Here is a 21,392-nt window from a genome sequence, read left to right on the forward strand (position 1 = left end):
TCTCTACGGTTAACTTTTCGTTACATAGTTATAAATTTCCCCGCCGACTTACTTAACTCCTAATTCCTAATTCAGAAAGTTAGATTTTATCGGGAGCATCTCACTTTTGTAAAAACACGTTTGCCCTGGCGAATGAAATTCGCGGCTATACAGGCAAAAGCTACCGATCCTGGGTTTCAAATTCTTAGAGTCCGCGTAGGCGGACTTCGTTTGTGTAGCTGCGATTTTTAATCGCCTGGTATATTTGCTTTCTAGCGTTGCATTTTTAGCGTTATTTTAAATAATTAATATTAGTTATGACTAACATATTTAAGCTAATCAACCAAATTGCTAACGCAGAAACACAGTTATGTGACACTCAATTTATTGCACCTTGTGTCAAGGGTGGACGAGTTCATACACGAGTAGCCAAGATGGTCTACACCTTCAGACCAAAGCCTAGTAAATTTGAAGGTTGGGGCATATTTCAGCCTGTGGATGAAAAGACAGCAACAGTTGTGGAAGAAGCAGATTTACCCCAAATTGCCGAATATCTGCAACACTTTCCCCAAATACGCCTGCGGTTAGCACACCAACTGCGGGGACAAACTTGGTTAGCATACCCCGTAAATGAAGCAGATGTGCGTCAACGGTTACAGGTAGTTAAACCGATCGCCATCCATCTAGTAACTGAAGGTATCATCTTTGATCAAATCATAGCCCGTTGGAATGGACAATCCTGCTGGTTTGAGGAAATCGATCGCCGCACCGATCCGGCTATTGTTGAAACTCTGCAATCTGCCGTTAAGCAACTCATTCCTGTTGAAGAATTGCAATTCAAAGGCATAACGCCGGAAATTCGCACAGTGTATGAATTAGCAACTGGGCGGATTGAAGGCTTTGATCGACCCCAACAGGATGAAAAGCGACTGAGAAAGGCATTGCAAATCGGCGGCGGTGAATTAAAGCAGTTCCATGATCGCGGTGATTACTGGACAGTCGATTGGACAACCGCTGATGGTGTTCGCCACAGTAGCGCGATCGCCAAAACTGACTTGACTGTAATCAGTTCTGGTATTTGCCTAAGTGGATACGATCGCGACTTCGACTTGCAATCTTTAGTTGGTGTCATCGAACAACAAGAGTGGTGAATATATCAATTACGAATTATTATGAGTATCTTTTTTCACGAACAGCTTTACCGCACCAATGCTGTGATGGCAAAGTTGAAAAACTATCCTGTAACCATTTGTGGGGCGGGAGCATTAGGAGCTAACATTGCGGAAAACTTGGCTCGGTCTGGTTTTGAGAAACTTACGGTAATTGATCGCGATCGCATTGATGAGCGTAATCTTTCCACCCAGCCTTACTACCGTTCTGATGTTGGAGCATTTAAAGCGAAAATTTTGGCGAACAACTTATATCGAGCAATTGGTACTAAAGTTGATGCCAAAACAAAAGAATTGACATCAGCAAATGTAAATCAACTACTCCAAGCTAGCCAATTAATTATCGATGTTTTTGATAATAGCGTAGCACGTCAAATAGTAAAAGATTATGCCGACAAATTTAGCATTCCTTGTCTTCATAGTGGCTTAGCAGCTGATTATGCAGAAGTGATTTGGAATGATGTTTATCGCGTGCCTTCTGAGGTGAATGATGATGTTTGTGATTATCCGTTGGCACGAAACTTAGTAATCTTAACCGTTGCTGTAGCATGTGAAGCAATTGTCTCATTCATTGCCACAGCAGAACAGCGTAACTTCACCATTACCCTGAAGGATTTGACTGTTCAATCTCTGTTTTTGTAGATGGCGATCGCTGCCAAATACATCTTATGTGCTATTCAACCCTTTTTTTAACAAAAACTCCAAAAAAGGGTTAAAAAATTGCTAAATGCCCTTGATTAACTCATATCATGTCCGGTTAATCAAACTGAATAAAAATGTTTGTTCGTAGTGAGGACTAAAGTCCTCACTACGAACTGTTTATTATGGGTGATTTGGCGGACATCATATCACACCATCCCTTAGCACTTTTTTGGTGATTGTCTAACAGTTATTTTTTATGCTAAACATTTGTTAAGTTGTGAGTAAATTTGGCTAATATCCAAATTTCTACCAATAAAAACTGCTTGATTTTGAGGCGGAGTCTGCCATTCATCAGCATGTAAACTGTAGCGAGGACCACTCAGCTGAAAAATATGGCGTAAGTCGCTATCATTAAACCACAAAATGCCCTTGGCTCGAAAGACATCGGGTGGCATTTCTTCAGTAAGAAAGTTCTCAAATTTATGGACATCAAATGGTCTATCGGTTTGGAAAGAAATCGAAACAAATCCATCATTTTCTAAATGATGAGAGTGATGTTTATGATGTTCATGATGTTCATGGTTATGATGGTGATGTTCATCTTCATGAATATCTTCTGTATCATTGATTATATAGTCATTTCTTGGAGTCAAACCCACACCTAAAATTAATGGTAAGGCTACCTCCCCGTGTTTGGTATGTAGAATTTTCGCGCAATTTTTCTGACTGTGGATGAAATTTTCTACTTCTTTGAGTTTTTCTAGAGTTACTAGGTCTGTTTTATTTAGGAGAATCATATCTCCATAGATAATTTGTTTTAAAGCAGCTTCACTATGGAAATGCTCTTCATTAAACGCTTCAGTATCTACGACTGTCAGAATAGAGTCAAGGTTTGTTAAATCCCTTAATTCTGTACCTAAAAAAGTTAAGATGATTGGTAGTGGATCGGCAACACCAGTCGTTTCAATAACTAAATAATCAATGCGGTCTTCTCGTTCTAAAACTCGATATACTGCATCTACTAAATTATCATTTATAGTACAACAGATACAGCCATTGGTCAGTTCTACCATGTCTTGGTCTACAGAAATTAGCAATTGGCTGTCGATGTTAATATCACCAAACTCATTCACGAGTACGGCGACTTTTAAATCTTGTTTATTTTTGAGAATTTGATTTAGCAGTGTAGTTTTACCACTACCTAAAAATCCTGTGATAATAGTAACAGGCATTCCTTGTTTAGGAATATCAAGACTTGGGTTTGAAGTTGATGCTGTTAGTTGAGTCATAATCAATTCAACCTTAGGTAAATTGCAAAAATGTTAGTAGTTATTGTCTTAAGACTGGATTAAGCAACTGACTACATTCTACAATAATGATAATCGTTATCATAGTAGCGCAAAAAAAGTTTGATGGTGCAACCTAGATGGAGAAAAGTTGAAGCAGGCAGCTATGCTGATGGCAGAGGTCAGTTTTGGCTAAAGCATTTTTTCTAAGAACTGCTTGGCGCGATCGCATTTCGGATTCTCGAAAAACTCACTTGGAGCAGTATCTTCTGCTAAGGTTCCCTGGTCGAGAAACATAATTCGATTGGCGACTTCCCTCGCAAAACCCATCTCATGAGTAACGATCGCCATTGTCATTCCAGATAACGCTAAAGCTTTCATCACTTCCAGCACATCTTTTACCATTTCTGGGTCTAAAGCAGAAGTGGGTTCATCAAACAAAATCATCTCTGGTTCCATTGCTAATGCGCGAGCGATCGCTACCCGCTGTTTCTGTCCCCCGGATAGTTTGGATGGATAGACATCAGCTTTTGCCTCTAAACCTACCTTTGCCAGCAATTCTAAACCATGTTTCTCTGCTTTTTGCTTCTCTATTTTCTTGACCTTGATGGGCGCATAGATGACATTTTGCAGCACTGTCATGTGGGGAAACAAATTAAAATGTTGAAATACCATCACCAAATGTTGACGAACCTTAGCGATATTTGCTTTAGGATTGGTGATTTCTTGTTCTTGAAAATAAACTCTTCCTCTGGTGGGTTGTTCTAGCAAATTCATGCATCGTAAAAAGGTAGACTTACCGGAACCAGAAGGCCCTAATATAGCAACCACTTCCCCCCGATAAATCTGGGTAGAAATATCTTTAAGCACATCGAGTTGACCAAAGGATTTACACAAGAATTCCGTGCGAATTACTGCATTACTCACTTTGCCGTAATCTCCTTTCTAAAGTTGATGCGCCGAAGGTCAGACCCATTACTAAAACATAATAAATTAACCCCGCAAATAGCAAGGGTTCAAAATAAATATATTTATTTGCACCGACGATTTGGGCACTGCGTAATATTTCTACCACACCAATTGTTGACACCAAAGCAGAATCTTTCAGCAGTCCAATAGTTTCATTTACTAATGCTGGCAGAATGTTCTTCAAGGCTTGGGGCAAAATCACATCCCACATCATCAACCAATAAGAAACACCCATAGATAACGCCGCTTCACTTTGCCCTTTATCTACAGCTTGAATTCCACCCCTGATGGTTTCCGACATGTAGGCCCCCGAATTCAGGGTAAAAGTTAGTACCCCTGCCTCCAATGCCGAAATATCGTAACCTGTAAGTTGGGGTGTCGCATAGTAAACCAACGCCAGTTGTAGCAGCAAAGGTGTGCCTCGGAAGATTGAGGTGTAAGCATTAGCAACCCAGGTAAGCGGCTTGATGCCGATAATTTTTGATAGAGAGAGTATTGTTCCCCAGATTAAACCCAGTGTTACAGATAATAGGGTAAACAACAAAGTTAAAGGAATTCCCCGCAGAATAAAGGGAATATCAGGAAATATTCTAGTAAAGTCGAGGTTCAATCCTTTTTTGACAGGAGTTGAGGATGTAGTATCGGCGATAATGTTTTGGGAAAACCACTTATTTACTAGTTGATTTAATGTGCCATCGTCCTTCATTTGTTGCAGGACTTTGTTAAAAGGTTCGACTAAAGTAGAATTTTTAGGAAATGCGATCGCCGATCCACTTGCTTCTTCTGAAGGAATAATATTAAATTCTAACTCTGGGTTGGCTTGGGCGAATCCTTTAGCCACAGTATCTTCAACAATTGCCGCATCAATTCGCCTAGATTTGATTTCTTGAACTACTTCCGGCACCTTATTGAGTTGCTTTAGCTGAATACCCGCAACTTTTTGGGCAATTTTTTTAATATTTTGCTCCTGTATAGTTCCTAGTTGTACCCCAACTTTTTTTCCTGACAAATCTTGCGGCTGGTTCAGGTTGCTACCCTTAGCAGCGACAATCGTATCTTTGGCTTCATAATAAATAATCGAAAAATCAACATTTTTTTGGCGTTCTGGAGTTGGAGTCATCCCCGCCATCACAAAGTCTGCTCGATTTGCTTGGAGTGCAGGAATTAAGCCATTAAAATCAGATTCCATGATTTTAAGTTTAAACCCTAGTTTTTCAGCAAGGGTTTTGGCAATATCTATATCAAAGCCAACGATTTGACTTTCACCTGTTTTAGTATCATAAAACTCATAAGGCGGATAATCTGGTGAAGTAATCATCGTTAGCGTGTCTTTCTCTAAAGAGGCAGCAGCTTTGAGGGAATTGCTATGTCCTGTGATGATATTGATTACTACTATTCCTACAAGGAGTATCATTAATAGCCATACTTTTGTTTTTTTCACAGACTTGAAAAATTTTTAATGGATTTGATAATTATATAAATCCACTCTGATTTTGCCAGGATTTCAACAATTACGATTTCTCTACAACTTTGACGAAAAAATATAAGAGACGTTGCATTACAACGTCTCTACATGTGTTGGAATAACTCAAAATAGCTATATATTCCCCTCTACGCACATAGCCGAGTTGAATTACTCGTTTTCATTCAAGCGTTGTACGCTCCAAAAATGCTCTGCAAATGCGACGGCAGGGTGAATTGGAGCTTTGGGCTTGGTTTTAAGTACCATAGAAGCTTCATGAGGTAGGCGATCGCTCTTGGTTGAGTTACACTTCTCGCAAGCTGTTACAACGTTATCCCAGCTGTGCTGTCCACCTTTGGAACGAGGAATCACATGGTCAAGGGTTAAACGCTTACCGCTACCACAGTATTGGCAAGTGTGATTGTCTCGCTTGAGTACTTCACGACGATTCACAGGAGGTACTTTCCAGTGTCGTTCTGGATTACCCGTTGTCAAACGGATATGTTCCGGAACTTGTAGTACAACACTGGGTGAGCGCACTTCCCACTGCTTTGTACTGCCAAAATCCAATGATTCTGCTTGACCAGTAACTAACAGTACTATTGCTCGTTTGATGTTGATGCGTGCCAATGGTAGGTAGTTCTTAGAGAAGACCACCACCGAATTTTGTAGTATGTGTGGTTGCTGAGTTTGCTGCTGGACTTGCATGTGTAAAAAACTCCTCAAAAAAATAACCCCCACCTCTGGTTATCAGGAGCGGGGGTCAGGTCGTTGATACTTTTTTCCTAGTTATGGGTGCTATGAGACAGTTGCACCTCCCGCTGTAGATAATTCGATCTGGATTTAGCCAAAGGGCGATCGCTTTTTGGATGCTTTCACTTGCAGACTGAGCCACCAATAACCAATACGTCCTCTCAAACGCACACGCGCCAAGTATTCTGCCTGAACCCTTGCTCGGTTGACAATGCATCATGCTATCAATGGTTGAAGAGAATTTGCCGATCATCGAAACCTTGTAGTATTTGTAGTGTAAACTAATTTTATAATACAGGTTGTAGTATTTATTTGTCTAGTGTAAATATTTTTGGGGTATGAGGGCAGATAATAATTTGCCGAATATCTAAAGTTTGAACAGCATATTCTTCAATTATGACACTTTCTTTGCCATTAGTTGCCCTAAAGGACTTCCAAATAAAAAAATAACCAATCGCTAAGCGATCAGTTCTTGGGCAGTTCTTGGGCAGTTCTTGGGCAGGGGAAGAAGAATACGATAATAAGATGAATTTTGGGCGCTGAGAAGTCCTTTGTATGTTTTATTGTTACAATGCAAATGGTTTACTTCACCCGAATTGGTGTCTGATAAGCCTCTGTCCAGTAGCATTGCGATTATTGGTAAGCGCCTCCGTTGCACAGCATTAAAGTAAGTAGGCACATCTTGATTAATACAAGTTACCGATTAGTTTGTTCGATAGTGCAAAAAGCTGTGCATTTCATCCAGGGCAGTAAAACTTCTAGGGTACAAGGTAACCTTAGGGTTCGCTCAGGGTTACACCAAGCGAAGTCGAGGTGTAAGAAATTCATAGTCTGCGGTAGGGCATTCGTGGACTTAAAACAAAGCTCAGTGCCTCCTAAGCAATAGCTGGATTCGCTGAGAACTTTAGACTGATGCAAGCATACAGTCTAGGAGTATGTCACAAAAGTAGATGTTTTTGTTTCAAGCCGGAGTTACTCGACTATCAGTCTAAGGTTATGCATCCACAACCTGCTTATGGCAGGTTTTATCGTCTTTAACTTTTATTCGTAGATATTTTACAAAAAATCTCATGACACAAATTCAGTCTCAACTAAAGCGCACAGAAGAACTGCGCCAGTTATTGCAACAAGCCAGCTATGCTTATTACGTCTTAGACGCTCCAATTATGGAGGATGCAGTCTATGACCAGTTATATCGAGAATTACAACAACTGGAAATTCAATATCCAGAATTAACCACACCAGATAGTCCGACTCAGCGCGTGGGTGAGAGACCGGCAACTCAGTTTACCTCGGTGCGCCATAATATTCCGCTGTATAGTTTGGAAAATGCGTTTAATATCAGTGAGTTACAAAACTGGGAACAACGGTGGCGGCGACAAGTACCTAAACTAGACTCAGTGAAATATGTCACTGAACTGAAAATTGATGGTTCTGCATTGGCTCTGACGTACCAAAATGGGATTTTAGTCAGGGGTGCAACCAGGGGTGATGGGGTGATGGGTGAAGATATCACCCAAAATGTGCGGACAATTCGCTCAATTCCTCTACGGTTGAATTTTGAAGGTTTAGAAATTTTAGAAAGGGTGGAAGTCCGAGGCGAGGCTTTTTTGCCGTTGGAAGTGTTTAAACAAATTAACGAGGAAAGGCAAAAAGCAGGTGAGCAATTATTTGCTAATCCTCGTAATGCCGCAGCTGGTACACTCAGGCAACTAGACTCGCGCATTGTCGCTAAGCGGCGATTAGATTTTTTTGCTTACACCTTGCATATTCCTGGTAGAGATGACGCCAGCATTGCTAATACCCAATGGGAAGCGTTGGAGTTGTTAGAAAAAATGGGTTTTCGAGTCAACCCCAACCATAAATTGTGTGCTTCCCTTGCAGAAGTGGCAGAATATTACGAATATTGGGATACGGAACGGCTGAATTTACCCTACATGACTGATGGGGTAGTAGTGAAGTTGGATGCTTTTAAACTTCAGGAACAACTAGGCTTTACGCAAAAATTCCCCCGCTGGGCGGTAGCTTTGAAGTATCCAGCCGAAGAAGCACCCACCCGTGTGGAAAATATAGCTGTGAATGTGGGGAGAACCGGGGCGTTAACGCCGTTAGCCCAGATGCGCCCAGTACAATTGGCGGGGACGACAGTTTCCCGCGCTACTTTACATAATAGCGATCGCATTGCTCAATTAGATATCCGCATTGGCGACACTGTGATTGTCCGCAAAGCTGGGGAAATCATCCCAGAAGTGGTCAGGGTACTCAAAGAACTTCGTCCTGCTGACACCGAACCCTTTGTTATGCCTACTGATTGCCCAGTCTGCGGTCAATCGGTGGTGCGAGAATCAGGTGAGGCCGTGACTCGCTGTGTCAATGCTTCTTGTGCAGCAATTCTCAAGGGTTCCATTGAACATTGGGTAAGTCGTGATGCCTTAGATATTAAAGGCATGGGGGAAAAGTTGGTATACCAACTCGTTGATAAAGGTTTGGTACATTCCGTTGCCGATTTATATGAGTTGACACAAGAGAGATTATATGATTTAGAAAGAATGGGGAAAAAGTCGGCAGAGAAATTGATAGATGCGATCGCTCAATCAAAAAACCAACCTTGGTCAAGGGTATTGTATGGTTTAGGCATCCGTCATGTCGGCAGTGTGAATGCTCAATTGTTGACTCAGAAATATTCCACTGTAGAAGAATTAGCAACAGCAAAACAGTCAGATATTGAAGGTATTTACGGTATTGGTGCTGAAATTGCTCAATCTGTTTATCAGTGGTTTCGGATTGATGCCAACCAAACGTTAATACAACGCTTGCAGACAGAAGGATTGCAATTTACTGCCACACAATCAACAGAAACAGTTAATGACAGTAATCAAAAGTTTGCCGGAAAAACTTTTGTAATTACAGGTACACTGCCAACCATAAAACGGGATGAGGCGAAGGCATTGATTCAAAAATCTGGCGGAAAAGTCACTGATTCAGTCAGTAAAAAAACAGATTATTTGGTAGTTGGAGAAGATGCTGGTTCTAAGTTAGAAAAAGCCATTTCATTAGGAATTACCCAGCTAAACGAGGCGCAGTTGTTGGAGATGACTGAGAATTGATGCCACTCTAACTCAATCCCTGCTGTTGCAATCAATATCTCATTCACCCAAGCCATATCCGGTTCTGACAAAGTAGGAATCGGAGGGCGGCTGTAATTAAATCATATTTTTATCCATCCAGCGCCAAATTTGGTCAATAATTCCTCATCAAATTTTCAACTAGAAATCCGCTTCTCAACTATTAACATTAAGCCTTTCAATTTCCCTTCTTCGGTAAAACTTTGGCTCGTGCGACATTTATTCTCGTTATTTATAAGATTAATCATTTCTGTTGCAAACAATTTGCCCGTCGTTTTATTCCAGATATTAAAAATAATAATGCTATCTCCATGTTCACGTGCAATAGTGGTAAAATTTTCCCATAAGGGAATATCCACTGCTTCTATTTCAATTTCATCATTACTAATTACCTTACCAATAAAACTGTTAGTGACAATTCTACCGTCGGCATAGTGGTAAGTATTAGTTTGTAGCCATTGATTGTCAACTATTTTTTGTGTAATTTCCGCTTCAAAACGTTCTATTTCTTGAGCATTAGCATCCATTCTGACCCAGTAGCCTGACCAAGTGCCAATATGTTTGGGGAAAACCTCAAAATCAGTCAATTGTTTTGGCATATTACTAATACAAACAAAGCTTGTCTACCTATGTTTTCTTTATACATTAAAGAGCGGCACTCATACAAAAAGATTTTGTATTTATGAGAACAGGAAATAGGCAACAGGTTCAGCAGTGCGTTGGGGAGCCAGTGCGGTCTTCTCCCAAGGGGAGACGCCAAGGGCGATGGGGGTTTCCCACTCTCACAAGTTTTGGTGCTAGACAGTTCGTTTACTGAAGAGAGTTTCGGCGATTCGGTGAGGTGTGTAGATGAAGATTCAATAGAATATTTTACCGATATAGTTGGGTAAATTTTGGTATTTTTGGTAGGATTCTACCTAGCATCAATTTGATGAAAAAAACCTCTAAAACGCCTTTTCCATGAAAAGAAGACAATTTCTTGGCTTCCTGGGTATAGCAGTTGCTGGCTTATTGCTAGCCATTGGTTTACCTTTAGTTACTCCTTCTCCCGTAATTGCCCAGTCAAACAACATACTTGTGTCAGCCGCCGCTAGCTTAAAAGATGCGCTGGAAGAAATTAAGCCTTTGTACCAACAAAGTAAATCAAATGTGAATGTTACTTATAATTTTGGGGCTTCTGGTGCTTTGCAGCAACAAATTGAGCAAGGTGCGCCAGCAGATATTTTTATTTCGGCAGCTAAAAAACAAGTAGATGCCTTAGAGACAAAAGGACTTCTCTTGCCAGGTAGCCGTGCCAATCTAGCAAATAACCGTCTGGTTTTGATAGTGGCTCAGGATGTTGTGGACGTCAGTAGCTTCTATAATTTAACTGATGCCAAAATTAAAAAAATTGCGATCGGTGAACCCAGAAGCGTACCCGCAGGGCAATATGGGGAGCAAGTCTTAAAGAAATTAAAACTTTACGATCGCCTTAAACCTAAATTAGTGTTTGCTAACAATGTGCGTCAAGTCTTAGCAGCAGTAGAAACTGGCAATGCCGAAGCCGGTCTAGTTTATGCCACTGATGCCAAAATCTCCAACAAGGTAAAGGTTGTAGTCGCTGCTGATGAGAAGTTTCACTCACCGATAGTCTATCCGATCGCTGTCCTCAAAAGCAGTAAAAATCCTTCTGCGGCCAAGGAGTTTGTCCAGTTTTTATCTAGCGCTCAAGCGAAAGATGTACTCAAAGAATATGGGTTTCTTGTGCCTAAATAGCTAGCAGCTTGTTCGAGCAACTCTAGTGGTCTATGTCTTCATAGGTTTGTAGTCAGCACTTTAGTGCTTAAAAAATTAAGGACTAAAGTCTTTACTACAAACATATATGACGATTAAAATCAATCAAATGAACCACTAGATTCTTTCTTCTGTTTGTGTTGTTTAACTACACAGTTATAGGATATTCAGCATCAGTTTTTATCTTATTGAAATTATCAACAGACAAATACTGAATTGGGTGTAAATGAAAAAGCAAATTTATACTTATAAACGTTAGTGACAAAAAATAATTAATTACAATAATGTCTGTTTAAAAAGTGCGGAAATACTAATGTCTATAACTTTTGGTTGATGAGATTACTAGCCACTCAAACGAAAATTCTCCTAAGATTTCAAAAAATCTCAAGAAGAAAATATGTCCAGAATCAAAATTACTAACTTGCAACCTGACAACCAAGTTAAAGAACAGAAACTATCTGAGGTAGATATGATGGGAATCACTGGAGGAATTGAAGTAAAGCTTTTAGGTGATAATTTTGTCGATTTGAGATTCAACGGTTTTATATTGACGATTTAAATTTAGCAGCACATTCAACAGACAAAGACTCTACAATAATTAAGCGTAACCCAGCGTATTTGTTGGGTTACGCTTCTCTGCTGTATTTAAGAAGCTGCGGATTGTAACTTTTCTAGTCGTGCTAGTACTTCTGAACTGTGAATAGTTGGGTTAACTTTGACAAAAGTCTCGCGCAAAGTGCCTTGAGGATCGATGATAAAACTGTGGCGCATAGATAAGAAACTCAGCCACGAACCGTAAGCTTTACTCACTGAACCATCAGTGTCAGCTAACAGGGGAAATTTTAATCCCTCTGAATCACAAAACTTGGCGTGGGAATCAATGTCATCAGCACTGACACCAAGAATTTGGGTGTTTTTTCCCAGATATTTGGGTAAATCTTCCTGGAAACGACGAGCTTCTATAGTGCAACCGGAGGTGAAGTCTTTGGGATAAAAGTACAAGACTACCCACTTACCGCGAAAGTCAGAGAGGGAAATTTTGCCATCACCTGTGTTGGTTGGCAAAGTAAACTCTGGTGCGGCTTGATTAATTGCAGGAAGTTTACCACCAAGCGCATCGGCAGTGGGGATAAAATTCAGCCAGCTAATAAGAGAAATACAACTGGCAAATAATATGCTTAAAAAAGTGCGGCGGGAAATCATGGTGCAAACCAGAATGACAACTTTACACAAGTTTACAATTCCTAGTTGCTACTAATCTCACTCTGAGTCAGATTGGGGAGGGATATCTGTGCTTTCGATGTATTGGCTATCTAGGAGAAAGGCTCCTTTAGCAAAGCGAATACCCCAATATCCGCCAGGTCTACGGTCAAGAACTATACCTTCTTCCCCAATGTGAATCACATCAGGGGGGCGGAGCATGGGCATAGGTTCAGCAGTTTTAACATAGGGCGGTAGCGCTACAACACGGACTTTACTACCAATAGGAAATTCTTTAGACATATTGAAAAAGCTAGCTTCAAAATAGGAATTAGGGAGTGGGGAGTGGGGGAAGCAACGTTTTTGATGTTTGCTTGGGGGATTTTCCCGTAATTAACTAGCTTTAAAGTAGGTAGTGGGGAGTAGTGGTTTAGCAATGCTAAACCACTACGGGGTTTAGGGGTCAAGAGATTTTTATACTCTTGTTGTGTGAGTCATTATAGCAACTTGCAGTAGTTAGCACAACTGGACTAACTACAATCGTTAAGTTGACACCAATGAACATGTTGTGCCCCTACGATTATCTATAGAAGAAAGATCTTCTTTCACCATTCCCTTTCCCTACCCTAAAAATAGGGAAAGGGAAAGGAGATCGATTTTTTCCCCTTTCCCGTCTTCTGCAAGAAGTCTGTATAACTGTTTAATTTTTGGCTATGGAAAAAAGTGCCTGGACATTAGTCAAGGGTAAGTGCCACAGTATTTCCGGTTGCCAAGTATCTGGTTCAAAGTCGGAGTGAAGACCGCGTTGGTATGCTTGCCAGAGTCGATCCCAGCTAAATTGTTGTTGAGAATTTAGGTTTTTATGGATGACTCGTAACAATCCCAGCCCCAGCATCAAGTTAGTTATAGTAAATTTTGTACCTAATAAAAATGCCTGTAATTCTGCTTCGCCAATGGGGTCTGTACCATAACCTGTAAGAACGTGAACTCCGTCATGGAGTTGTTTGCGACGGCTACCTGTAGTGAAGGGTTTGAGGTTGTGTTCGTGCAGGAAATTTGCCCAACTTCTGCCAAAAGTGCCAGTAGGGAGGGAAACCAATTTTTCTATTTCGACAATTGGAGAAACATTTTTTCTCTGTATTTCTGTGAAGCGATCAAGTAGATCTAATACTTGTTGCACGCGAGGAGGAAGATCCGGGGAAGCCGCAGAGGGTTGCATCATAATCTATCTTGGAATGAGATGGGCGATATTGCCCATCCCAGATTGATTAACTTTTTTTAAAGACTAAAGGTGGTTATTGAGGATTGCGTTGTTGACGACGCTGTTTGAAGTTTTGCTGGAGTTGTTCGAGTTTTTGCCGCTGTTCGGTGGTTAAAACTGCTTGAATTTGTTGTTTCTCTGATTCTCGAATTTGTCGCATTTGGGTTTTTTGTGCTTCGGTCAGATTCAAGTCTGCAAAGTTCTTACCTCCACCTCGGCGCTGACCCGCTTGGCGTTGACCTTGTTGACCTGCTTGGCGCTGAGCTTGACGCGCTTGCTTAGCTGCTTGTAACTTGGCTTTTTGTTCTGGAGTCAAAACTGCTTCAAATTTGGCGCGGCTATCCTGGCGAATTGCCTGAATTTGGCTTTTTTGTGCATCGGTTAGCCCCAATTCTGCCCAAGGGCCCTTTGATTTTTGTGGAGTTTGTGCAAGTAACAGAGGTGAGGGAGAGGCTGTTTGAGCTACGACAGCGAAGGAAGTTGTAGTTAAACTTAAAGCGATCGCTCCAGCAATTAATGATAATGTTTTGAGTTTCATTACTTATTTCGTGGTTCTTGCCTGTGTGGATGCCACCATCATAAGAATTTATCCTCAATAGTTACATGAGGAGAAAGTCACGGTTATGCCTATGACTTTAGTCATGATTCAATTATGACTAAGGTGACTGACAATAGTAGAAGTTAAGAGTTAGGAGTTAAGTGTTGAGAGTTAGCAATTAGGTATTGATCATGAATCCTATAATTCAAATTAAAAAACATGCTTTTCCATCTCTGCTTTATTTAGAATGGATATTACTGACAATCACTGCTTTAATAGGAGTTATTCCACCTCCTTTACGGCGATTTCGTCCAAGACATACAGAGCTATCAATTTGCGGTACATTTCCAGATTTATCAATTTGTAATTTATTGCCAGAATTGTCAATTTATAGTCTGATTATTTTTGCGTTAATGGGGTTATGGTTACCCAAAAATAATCGTAAAAGTAAATTAATATACACAGCTATTCAAATTTTATTGATTTTACTGACTGGACTTGTTGGCGAAAGATTTGCTCGCCTTTTTCCGTTTCTTTACATAATTTTAGTGACTCGCAGCTGTCTAATTTTTCAGTTACCTGGGCGTTTATTCATTACAAGTCTGTCATTTACTTTATTTTTACTGACTACACAATTAAAATATCAATTATTCAGTTTTCAATCTTCACCACAGGCTCAAGAACGTTTTCGATTTCTGAGCTTGAACTGGTCATTGGTGTTTGGTCTGAGTTTAGTTTTTGTCTTGTTGATGATGAATGCCGTATTATCTGAACGATACAGTCGCGAAAAACTCGCTATTGCTAACGAAAAACTTCGCCAATATGCCATGCGAATTGAAAATCAAGCTACTTTGGAAGAACGAAACCGTATTGCTCGTGAAATTCATGATTCATTAGGGCACTCTCTAACTGCTTTAAATCTCCAATTAGAAACTGCTTTAAAACTGTGGCCATCTAATCCAATGAAGGCTGAGACATTTCTGGCAACGGCAAAAGAATTAGGTTCAAAAGCACTCAAAGATGTCCGTCAATCTGTTTCAACTATGCGTTCTAATCCTTTACAAGATCAATCTTTAGAACGTGCGATCGCTGGTCTTGCAGAAGATTTTCATCGCTCAAATGGTATTCTACCAATTTATCAAATCAATCTGGAATATTCTTTACCGCCTGAAATTAATACTGCTATTTATCGGATTACTCAAGAATCTTTGACAAATATTTCTAAATATGCATCTGCAACAGAGGTAAAAATAGAACTCACTACTATCAGAAGTAATTTACGATTGATAATTCAGGATAATGGTAGAGGTTTTGATATAAATCAAAATACTACTGGTTTTGGACTTCATAGTATGCGCGATCGCACTTTAGCATTTGGAGGTGAATTTAATATTAATACTACTCCTGGTTCTGGTTGCAAAATTACAGTTCATATTCCCTTAACGAGGTTAACATGAGTATTAAAGTATTACTGGTAGATGACCAAAGTTTAATTCGTCAAGGATTAAGAGCGTTATTAGAATTAGAACCAGATTTAGAAATAGTAGGAGAAGCAGAAAACGGTGAAGAAGCAATTAATTTTGTTGCCGAACTTCAGCCAGATGTCGTATTGTTAGATATCAGAATGCCGATTATGGATGGAGTTGCAGCCACGCGGGAAATTCAAAAACGTTTTCCCAAAACGAAGATTTTAGTACTCACCACTTTTGATGATAATGAATATGTTTCAGCAGCGCTGCAAAGTGGGGCAATGGGTTATTTATTGAAAGATACACCCTCAGAAGAATTAGCTGTTGCTATTCGCGCTGTATATAAAGGATACACGCAATTAGGCCCAGGAATAGTCAAAAAACTGTTGACTCAGTTTTCTCAACCTGCACCAACTCAGTCAGCACCTGTACCATCTAGTTTAACTGAACTGACTCCTAGAGAAAAAGAGGTTTTGCGGTTAATTGCTACAGGCGCTAGCAACCGAGAAATTGCTCAAGAACTCTACATTTCTGAGGGGACAGTCAAAAATCATGTTACAAATATTTTAAACAGGTTGAATTTGCGCGATCGCACTCAAGCTGCAATTTGGGCAAATACCTATTTATCCTATTTGAATGACCCAAGTTAGATAATTATTAAAAGCGGAGAGGGAACGAGCAACAGTTTGATACCCCATAATTAAAAACTACCAAATGTGAGATTTTGGTGCACTGTTACACCAATAATTACTAATTAGTAATAAATTTCTTGTGCAAATAAATTATTTAAATAACTGCAAGCATTCATTTTTTAAAATGCCTTTCTTGACTTTGATGTTTCTAAATGACTGAGCAATCACTTCTTCACAAGATATATTAATTTGTGATTGATTGACCAAAACCAAATCTTGAATTGAAGCACCATATACAATTTCTGATAAACCACTCCAAACACAAGCAGTTGCACACATCGGACAAGGTTCGCCAGTTGTATATATGCTATAACCTTCTAAAGAGGGGTTTTTAAGTTTAGCTGTTAAACTACGAATGACGTTAATTTCAGCATGAGCTGATGGATCGTTATCTCTTTTGACGGTATTATGACCTACGGCGACGACTTCGTTATCTTTAACAATCACTGCACCGTAAGGCGCATCACCTTTTTTAGCTTCTGCCAACGCTAAACGCATAAAATATTCTGAGTTCATATAAGCTGGAGATAACATCACGACAATGTTTAATCATATCGCGTTTCTAATGTTATAACTAGGAATTAAAATTGGTTAGTGGTCGAATATGTTATTGAGTAAAGAAACCACAGATTTTTACTTAAAAGACTTGGAAACACCTTTGGGTCAAGCCATCAATTTAACCCTTGCGGTCTTGGTGCTAATTTCATCAGGAATTTTTGTAGCAGAAACTTATAATCTTCCTGATTATGTTCGCTTTCAGTTGAGCGTAGCTGATACTGCGATCGCCATTATCTTCCTGATAGAATATATACTCCGTCTCTGGAGCGCAGAAAACAAAATTAAGTATATTTTTAGCTTTTATTCGATTATTGATTTAATGGCAATTCTGCCATTATTTTTAGGGATAGTTGATATCAGATTTATCCGCCTGCTGCGATGGTTTCGGATTTTACGATTAATTAGATTTATCAATAGAAAATATTTATTCGCCAGTATCAGCACCGAAGATGGGATAATTTTTGCGCGAATCTTATTTACATTATTTGCAATTGTTTTTGTTTACTCAGGCTTAATTTATCAAGTCGAGCATCCGGTTAATCCTGAAAAATACGCTACATTTTTGGATGCATTTTATTTCTCGGTTGTCACAATGACAACTGTAGGCTTTGGCGATGTGATCCCCATTTCTGAATTAGGGCGATCGCTAACAGTACTGATGATTTTTACAGGAATTGCCTTGATTCCTTGGCAAGTGGGAGATTTGATTAAGCAAGTTGTGAAAACAGCTAATCAGGTAGAAACAGTGTGTTCCAATTGTGGTTTGGCTTTCCACGATGTCGATGCTGTGTTTTGTAAAAGCTGTGGGACTAAGTTACCTAATCGCAGGGTTAATTGACCAAGAACACGCAAATACCGAAAGAAGAGACGCGGAACGTCTAGAGAAGGAAGCACCTGCTGATCAGAAAGTAAATTTACAGGACTTACGCACTCAGATCCCCCAACCCCCTTAAAAAGGGGGCTTAGAGGTTCCCCCCTTTTTAACTACGGTGTAGACACATCTGTGTAGGAAACCAAAATCCTCGTAGAGCCGTCATTATCCTCCTTAAAAAGGAGGACTTTGAGAGGTTTTTGCCCCCCTTGGAAAGGGGGGTTGGGGGGATCAAAAGCCTGTGGCGCAACTCTAGAAGACTTGTGTGTAAACCGTAGCCTTTTAAAGGGAGCTAGGGGGGATCTATGTTTCAGGCTTCAGTGCGTAAGTCCTAATTTATTCAACAAGATCGACAAAAATATTCCTTGTTGGAATCAAAAGGCTTCAGATATGCGATGTCCCTGCATCCTGTTCAAAGATGTTTTAATTTGAATTGATAACAATGTCAATTTTAATACATACATCTATGAAGATGTTGATGATTTTATGTCTCTAGAAGTAAGACTAGAGTGATATTAGCTTGATTTAATGGATTAGTTGAATTTTTAGTAATTAAATAATAAAGATTGCATCTCAATTAGATATTTTGAAGATTATTTAAAGTATTTTATCCTTTGTTTCACAAAAAAAATAAACTTAAATAATCCCGATCGCGTTTAATATTTAGATAAAAATTCAGCACAAAAGATGAAGTAGTGCATTGTGAAGTTTCCGAAAAGTTATAGTATCCGCTGCTTATAAGTTACAATCTGTAGCTCATCTATATACTGTGCTATTTTATACATTATTTTTTGATTATTTCTATAATTCCACTTCTAAATTTTGGTAAATGTAGCTCGCTCTAGACAATTTAGTGAGGTATTAAAAATATAAAAGATGAGTAGCAATAGTAATAATTTAGAGCAGATCAATACATTAACTGAACTCACAAAAATTCCAGTTAGCCAAACACCCGATGGAAATCAACTCTGTATTCATCAGATGTTTGAAATTCAGGTAGAGCGATCGCCCCAAGCAACTGCTGTAGTATTTGAAAACAACCAGCTGTCTTATCAGCAGCTAAACCAACGAGCAAATCAACTGGCGCATCACCTACGTACTTTAGGTATAAAACCTGAGAAGATTGCCGGTATTTACCTGGAACGGTCTTTAGAAATGGTGGTAGGACTATTAGGAATTCTCAAGGCTGGAGGCGCATACTTACCTTTAGATCCGGCATATCCATCAGAACACTTAGCCTACATCTTAGAGGACAGCCAGATATCAGCGATCGTCACCACACAAGAATTAGTAAGTAGTTTACCTAATCATATAACTCATGTTGTTTGTCTAGATTCAGATTGGCAAGTGATTAGCCAAAACAACCAAGAAAATCTCGTTAGTAATACGACACTTGATAACCTGATATATACGATCTACACTTCCGGTTCTACAGGACGCTCCAAAGGTGTAATGATTACTCATCGTGGGATCTGCAATCAAATCACATGGAGACAAACAACTTTTAGATTGACTCAAGCAGACAAAGTTTTACAAAATATTTCTCTGAGCTTTGACCCTTCAGTGTGGCAGATTTTCTGGCCGTTGTGTTGGGGAGCGGAATTGATTATGGCTCGTCCTGGTGGAAATCTGGATACTAGATATCTTGTTGAGTTAATTCTCCAACAGCAAATCACCGTTATGGCCTTAGTACCTTCCATGCTGCGGGTATTACTAGACGAGAAGGAAATTGAGAATTGTCAATCTCTCAGGCACATTACTTGTGGTGGCGAAGCCTTACCTGTGGAACTCATACAGCGTTTCTTTGCTAAATTGAACTTAGACGACGTTCTATATAATTGTTACGGCCCGACAGAAGCTTCCATTGATGCCACTTTTTGGAAATGCGATCGCACTAGTAATTATCTCATTGCTCCCATTGGTTGCGCGATCGCCAATACACAGATTTATATCCTGAACGAGAATTTAGAACCTGCGGCTATTGGTCAATCAGGTGAACTACATATTGGCGGTGCTGGACTTGCTCGTGGCTACCTCAACCGTCCCGATTTAACCAGTGAAAAATTTATTCCCGACCCTTTCACGAAAGAGCCAGAAGCACGATTATATAAAACTGGCGACTTAGCCCGCTACCTTGATAATGGCAACATTGAGTTTCTCGGTCGCCTTGACAATCAAGTCAAGGTGCGGGGCTTCCGCATCGAACTTGCAGAAATTGAAGCAATTCTCGCACAACACGCTGGTATACAACAGACTGTAGTCATAGCAACAGAAGATAACCCAGGTGACCAGCGGCTAGTAGCCTACATTGTTCCCCACCGAGAACAGACACCTATGTTTGATGAAGTACGCCACTTTCTCAAACAAAAACTACCTAATTACATGCTGCCAAACTCTTTTGTATTGTTAGATGATCTACCTTTAACTCCCAATGGCAAAGTAGACCGCCGCACTCTTAGAGCATCTCACCAAACCATACAGCAGTCAAAAGATATTTTTCTAGCTCCCCAAGATGAATTAGAACTCGAACTGACAAAGATTTGGCAAAAAGTTTTAGGCATCCAACCCATCAGTATCAAAAACAATTTCTTTGAGATGGGAGGACATTCCCTACTTGCGGTACGCTTGTTCGCAGAAATTGAGAAGACTTTGGGCAAAAATCTACCTTTAGCTACCCTGCTACAAGCCTCCACTATTGAGGAACTAGCTAACATCTTACGTCAACCAGGATGGGTGAAGCCTTGGTCTTCGTTAGTGCCAATTCAACCTAAAGGTTCCAAACCTCCTTTTTTTCTTGTCCATGCGGTAGGTGGTAACATCCTTTCCTACTGTGATTTAGCACGCCATTTGGGTTTAAACCAACCAGTTTATGGACTACAAGCTCAAGGCTTGGATGGAAAAACTCCCCCACATACCAGAATCGAAGATATGGCAGCTCAATACATCAAAGAAATACGTACCGTTCAACCCAATGGCCCTTATTTTCTTGGTGGGGCTTCCTTTGGGGGCACAGTAGTTTTCGAGATGGCTCAGCAACTCTATGCCCAAGGTGAAAAAGTGGCTTTGCTATCGTTGTTGGATAGTGCTGGATTGAATAATTTACCCACCAGATTTTTTGATTTGGTTTCTGGCCATTTAAATAACCTTGCACAACTCAAACCTCAAGAACAACTGACCTACATCTGGGAAAGGTTAGAGTGGCATATTAGCAAAAGAATCCCGAAGCCTATTCACCAGCTTTTCCTTAAGTTACGTGATATGGATCGTTCGCCTCAAACTCTATACAATCTGAATGTTTTAGAAGCTAACCTCCACGCCAGCAAAAATTATCTACTGCAAGTTTATCCTAGCCATCTCACCCTGTTTCGAGCCAAATTAAAATCTTCAAGACGTTACTCAGATCCCCTGGGGGGTTGGGGCGGGCTGGCATTGGAGGGGGTAGAGGTTCATGAAATTCCTGGAGACCACACCAGCATACTCATAGAACCCCATGTACAAGTTTTGGCGGAAAAATTAAAAGCTTGTTTAGATGAGGCTCAGAGGCTTTAAAAAGTAAAAAGATAAACGTAATCTGATAAGATACTACTTTATTAAGTAGGTCGGTGTTGAAAATTGTCGTTATGACAAGGCAGGAGGCAGGAGGCA

Annotated in this window: 19 protein-coding genes; 9 read left to right on the plus strand and 10 right to left on the minus strand. The window is 40.0% G+C overall.

Annotated elements, in window-relative coordinates:
* Positions 1 to 296 precede the first annotated feature (296 nt).
* Both ACM0OY_RS33715 and ACM0OY_RS33720 read left to right on the plus strand, forming a co-directional pair.
* The gene (locus ACM0OY_RS33715; RefSeq protein WP_414573120.1) at positions 297 to 1,130 is read left to right on the plus strand and encodes a hypothetical protein; all 834 of its coding nucleotides are present in this window, start codon (positions 297 to 299) and stop codon (positions 1,128 to 1,130) included.
* 21 nt (positions 1,131 to 1,151) lie between these two features.
* Positions 1,152 to 1,790, plus strand: coding sequence for a ThiF family adenylyltransferase (locus ACM0OY_RS33720; RefSeq protein ID WP_414573121.1), 639 nt, complete (start codon positions 1,152 to 1,154; stop codon positions 1,788 to 1,790).
* Positions 1,791 to 2,044: 254 nt separating this feature from the next.
* Here ACM0OY_RS33720 and ACM0OY_RS33725 read toward each other — a convergent pair whose 3' ends face one another.
* The 4 genes from ACM0OY_RS33725 to ACM0OY_RS33740 form a co-directional block, all read right to left on the minus strand.
* A complete protein-coding gene (locus tag ACM0OY_RS33725) occupies positions 2,045 to 3,079 on the minus strand; it encodes a CobW family GTP-binding protein (RefSeq protein WP_414573122.1) in 1,035 nt (344 codons plus the stop codon).
* Positions 3,080 to 3,268: 189 nt separating this feature from the next.
* Positions 3,269 to 4,003: an amino acid ABC transporter ATP-binding protein gene (locus ACM0OY_RS33730; protein ID WP_414573123.1), complete on the minus strand. Its 735-nt coding sequence runs from the start codon at positions 4,001 to 4,003 to the stop codon at positions 3,269 to 3,271.
* A complete protein-coding gene (locus ACM0OY_RS33735; protein ID WP_414573124.1) occupies positions 3,996 to 5,486 on the minus strand; it encodes an ABC transporter permease subunit in 1,491 nt (496 codons plus the stop codon). Before ACM0OY_RS33735 ends, ACM0OY_RS33730 begins: the two co-directional genes overlap by 8 nt.
* A gap of 192 nt (positions 5,487 to 5,678) precedes the next feature.
* Positions 5,679 to 6,215 (minus strand): HNH endonuclease, encoded by a 537-nt coding sequence (locus tag ACM0OY_RS33740; RefSeq protein WP_414573125.1) that lies wholly within the window; start codon positions 6,213 to 6,215, stop codon positions 5,679 to 5,681.
* Positions 6,216 to 7,330: 1,115 nt separating this feature from the next.
* Between ACM0OY_RS33740 and ligA the strand changes: the two genes are divergently transcribed.
* A complete protein-coding gene (ligA, locus tag ACM0OY_RS33745; RefSeq protein ID WP_414573126.1) occupies positions 7,331 to 9,367 on the plus strand; it encodes an NAD-dependent DNA ligase LigA in 2,037 nt (678 codons plus the stop codon).
* Positions 9,368 to 9,522: 155 nt separating this feature from the next.
* Here the strand turns inward: ligA and ACM0OY_RS33750 are convergent, their stop codons facing one another.
* Positions 9,523 to 9,984, minus strand: a complete 462-nt coding sequence (locus ACM0OY_RS33750) for a DUF3598 family protein (protein WP_414573127.1) — start codon at positions 9,982 to 9,984, stop codon at positions 9,523 to 9,525.
* 361 nt (positions 9,985 to 10,345) lie between these two features.
* Here ACM0OY_RS33750 and modA point away from each other — a divergent pair, with 361 nt between their 5' ends.
* On the plus strand, positions 10,346 to 11,140 hold the full coding sequence (gene modA, locus ACM0OY_RS33755) for a molybdate ABC transporter substrate-binding protein (RefSeq protein ID WP_414573128.1): 795 nt from the start codon (positions 10,346 to 10,348) through the stop codon (positions 11,138 to 11,140).
* Between the two features lie 415 nt (positions 11,141 to 11,555).
* Positions 11,556 to 11,717, plus strand: a complete 162-nt coding sequence (locus ACM0OY_RS33760) for a hypothetical protein (RefSeq protein ID WP_414573129.1) — start codon at positions 11,556 to 11,558, stop codon at positions 11,715 to 11,717.
* 86 nt (positions 11,718 to 11,803) lie between these two features.
* On the opposite strand, the gene ACM0OY_RS33765 is transcribed toward ACM0OY_RS33760, so the two are convergent.
* The 4 genes from ACM0OY_RS33765 to ACM0OY_RS33780 form a co-directional block, all read right to left on the minus strand.
* Positions 11,804 to 12,361 (minus strand): peroxiredoxin, encoded by a 558-nt coding sequence (locus ACM0OY_RS33765; RefSeq protein ID WP_414573130.1) that lies wholly within the window; start codon positions 12,359 to 12,361, stop codon positions 11,804 to 11,806.
* 57 nt (positions 12,362 to 12,418) lie between these two features.
* Positions 12,419 to 12,661 (minus strand): regulatory protein SipA, encoded by a 243-nt coding sequence (sipA, locus tag ACM0OY_RS33770; protein WP_414573131.1) that lies wholly within the window; start codon positions 12,659 to 12,661, stop codon positions 12,419 to 12,421.
* 397 nt (positions 12,662 to 13,058) lie between these two features.
* Positions 13,059 to 13,580: a Coq4 family protein gene (locus tag ACM0OY_RS33775; protein ID WP_414573132.1), complete on the minus strand. Its 522-nt coding sequence runs from the start codon at positions 13,578 to 13,580 to the stop codon at positions 13,059 to 13,061.
* A gap of 73 nt (positions 13,581 to 13,653) precedes the next feature.
* Entirely contained in the window at positions 13,654 to 14,157 is a 504-nt protein-coding gene (locus ACM0OY_RS33780; protein WP_414573133.1) for a P pilus assembly/Cpx signaling pathway, periplasmic inhibitor/zinc-resistance associated protein, read from the minus strand.
* 191 nt (positions 14,158 to 14,348) lie between these two features.
* On the opposite strand from ACM0OY_RS33780, the gene ACM0OY_RS33785 reads away from it, so the two are divergent.
* Positions 14,349 to 15,614 (plus strand): sensor histidine kinase, encoded by a 1,266-nt coding sequence (locus ACM0OY_RS33785; RefSeq protein WP_414573134.1) that lies wholly within the window; start codon positions 14,349 to 14,351, stop codon positions 15,612 to 15,614.
* A complete protein-coding gene (locus ACM0OY_RS33790; RefSeq protein WP_414573135.1) occupies positions 15,611 to 16,276 on the plus strand; it encodes a response regulator in 666 nt (221 codons plus the stop codon). Before ACM0OY_RS33785 ends, ACM0OY_RS33790 begins: the two co-directional genes overlap by 4 nt.
* A 132-nt stretch (positions 16,277 to 16,408) precedes the next feature.
* On the opposite strand, the gene ACM0OY_RS33795 is transcribed toward ACM0OY_RS33790, so the two are convergent.
* Positions 16,409 to 16,834 (minus strand): nucleoside deaminase, encoded by a 426-nt coding sequence (locus ACM0OY_RS33795; protein WP_414573138.1) that lies wholly within the window; start codon positions 16,832 to 16,834, stop codon positions 16,409 to 16,411.
* Between the two features lie 88 nt (positions 16,835 to 16,922).
* On the opposite strand from ACM0OY_RS33795, the gene ACM0OY_RS33800 reads away from it, so the two are divergent.
* Together ACM0OY_RS33800 and ACM0OY_RS33805 are read left to right on the plus strand one after the other, a co-directional pair.
* Complete coding sequence (locus tag ACM0OY_RS33800; protein WP_414573136.1) at positions 16,923 to 17,714, plus strand: ion transporter; 792 nt, start codon at positions 16,923 to 16,925, stop codon at positions 17,712 to 17,714.
* A 909-nt stretch (positions 17,715 to 18,623) separates the two neighbouring features.
* Positions 18,624 to 21,296 carry an amino acid adenylation domain-containing protein gene (locus ACM0OY_RS33805; protein ID WP_414573137.1) on the plus strand — a complete coding sequence of 891 codons (2,673 nt, stop codon included), beginning with the start codon at positions 18,624 to 18,626 and terminating at the stop codon, positions 21,294 to 21,296.
* Positions 21,297 to 21,392: the final 96 nt, after the last annotated feature.

It is taken from the genome of Nostoc sp. CCY 9925 (genome assembly GCF_963920935.1).
In the GTDB taxonomy this organism is placed as follows: domain Bacteria; phylum Cyanobacteriota; class Cyanobacteriia; order Cyanobacteriales; family Nostocaceae; genus Nostoc.

Excerpts from the sequence above, each read along its gene's own strand:
- ACM0OY_RS33715 (WP_414573120.1), top strand. The coding sequence starts at position 297 with ATGACTAACATATTTAAGCTAATCAACCAAATTGCTAACGCAGAAACA.
- ACM0OY_RS33720 (WP_414573121.1), top strand. The coding sequence starts at position 1,152 with ATGAGTATCTTTTTTCACGAACAGCTTTACCGCACCAATGCTGTGATG.
- ACM0OY_RS33725 (WP_414573122.1), bottom strand. The coding sequence starts at position 3,079 with ATGACTCAACTAACAGCATCAACTTCAAACCCAAGTCTTGATATTCCT.
- ACM0OY_RS33740 (WP_414573125.1), bottom strand. The coding sequence starts at position 6,215 with ATGCAAGTCCAGCAGCAAACTCAGCAACCACACATACTACAAAATTCG.
- ligA (WP_414573126.1), top strand. The coding sequence starts at position 7,331 with ATGACACAAATTCAGTCTCAACTAAAGCGCACAGAAGAACTGCGCCAG.
- ACM0OY_RS33750 (WP_414573127.1), bottom strand. The coding sequence starts at position 9,984 with ATGCCAAAACAATTGACTGATTTTGAGGTTTTCCCCAAACATATTGGC.
- modA (WP_414573128.1), top strand. The coding sequence starts at position 10,346 with ATGAAAAGAAGACAATTTCTTGGCTTCCTGGGTATAGCAGTTGCTGGC.
- ACM0OY_RS33760 (WP_414573129.1), top strand. The coding sequence starts at position 11,556 with ATGTCCAGAATCAAAATTACTAACTTGCAACCTGACAACCAAGTTAAA.
- ACM0OY_RS33765 (WP_414573130.1), bottom strand. The coding sequence starts at position 12,361 with ATGATTTCCCGCCGCACTTTTTTAAGCATATTATTTGCCAGTTGTATT.
- sipA (WP_414573131.1), bottom strand. The coding sequence starts at position 12,661 with ATGTCTAAAGAATTTCCTATTGGTAGTAAAGTCCGTGTTGTAGCGCTA.
- ACM0OY_RS33775 (WP_414573132.1), bottom strand. The coding sequence starts at position 13,580 with ATGATGCAACCCTCTGCGGCTTCCCCGGATCTTCCTCCTCGCGTGCAA.
- ACM0OY_RS33780 (WP_414573133.1), bottom strand. The coding sequence starts at position 14,157 with ATGAAACTCAAAACATTATCATTAATTGCTGGAGCGATCGCTTTAAGT.
- ACM0OY_RS33785 (WP_414573134.1), top strand. The coding sequence starts at position 14,349 with ATGAATCCTATAATTCAAATTAAAAAACATGCTTTTCCATCTCTGCTT.
- ACM0OY_RS33790 (WP_414573135.1), top strand. The coding sequence starts at position 15,611 with ATGAGTATTAAAGTATTACTGGTAGATGACCAAAGTTTAATTCGTCAA.
- ACM0OY_RS33795 (WP_414573138.1), bottom strand. The coding sequence starts at position 16,834 with ATGAACTCAGAATATTTTATGCGTTTAGCGTTGGCAGAAGCTAAAAAA.
- ACM0OY_RS33800 (WP_414573136.1), top strand. The coding sequence starts at position 16,923 with ATGTTATTGAGTAAAGAAACCACAGATTTTTACTTAAAAGACTTGGAA.
- ACM0OY_RS33805 (WP_414573137.1), top strand. The coding sequence starts at position 18,624 with ATGAGTAGCAATAGTAATAATTTAGAGCAGATCAATACATTAACTGAA.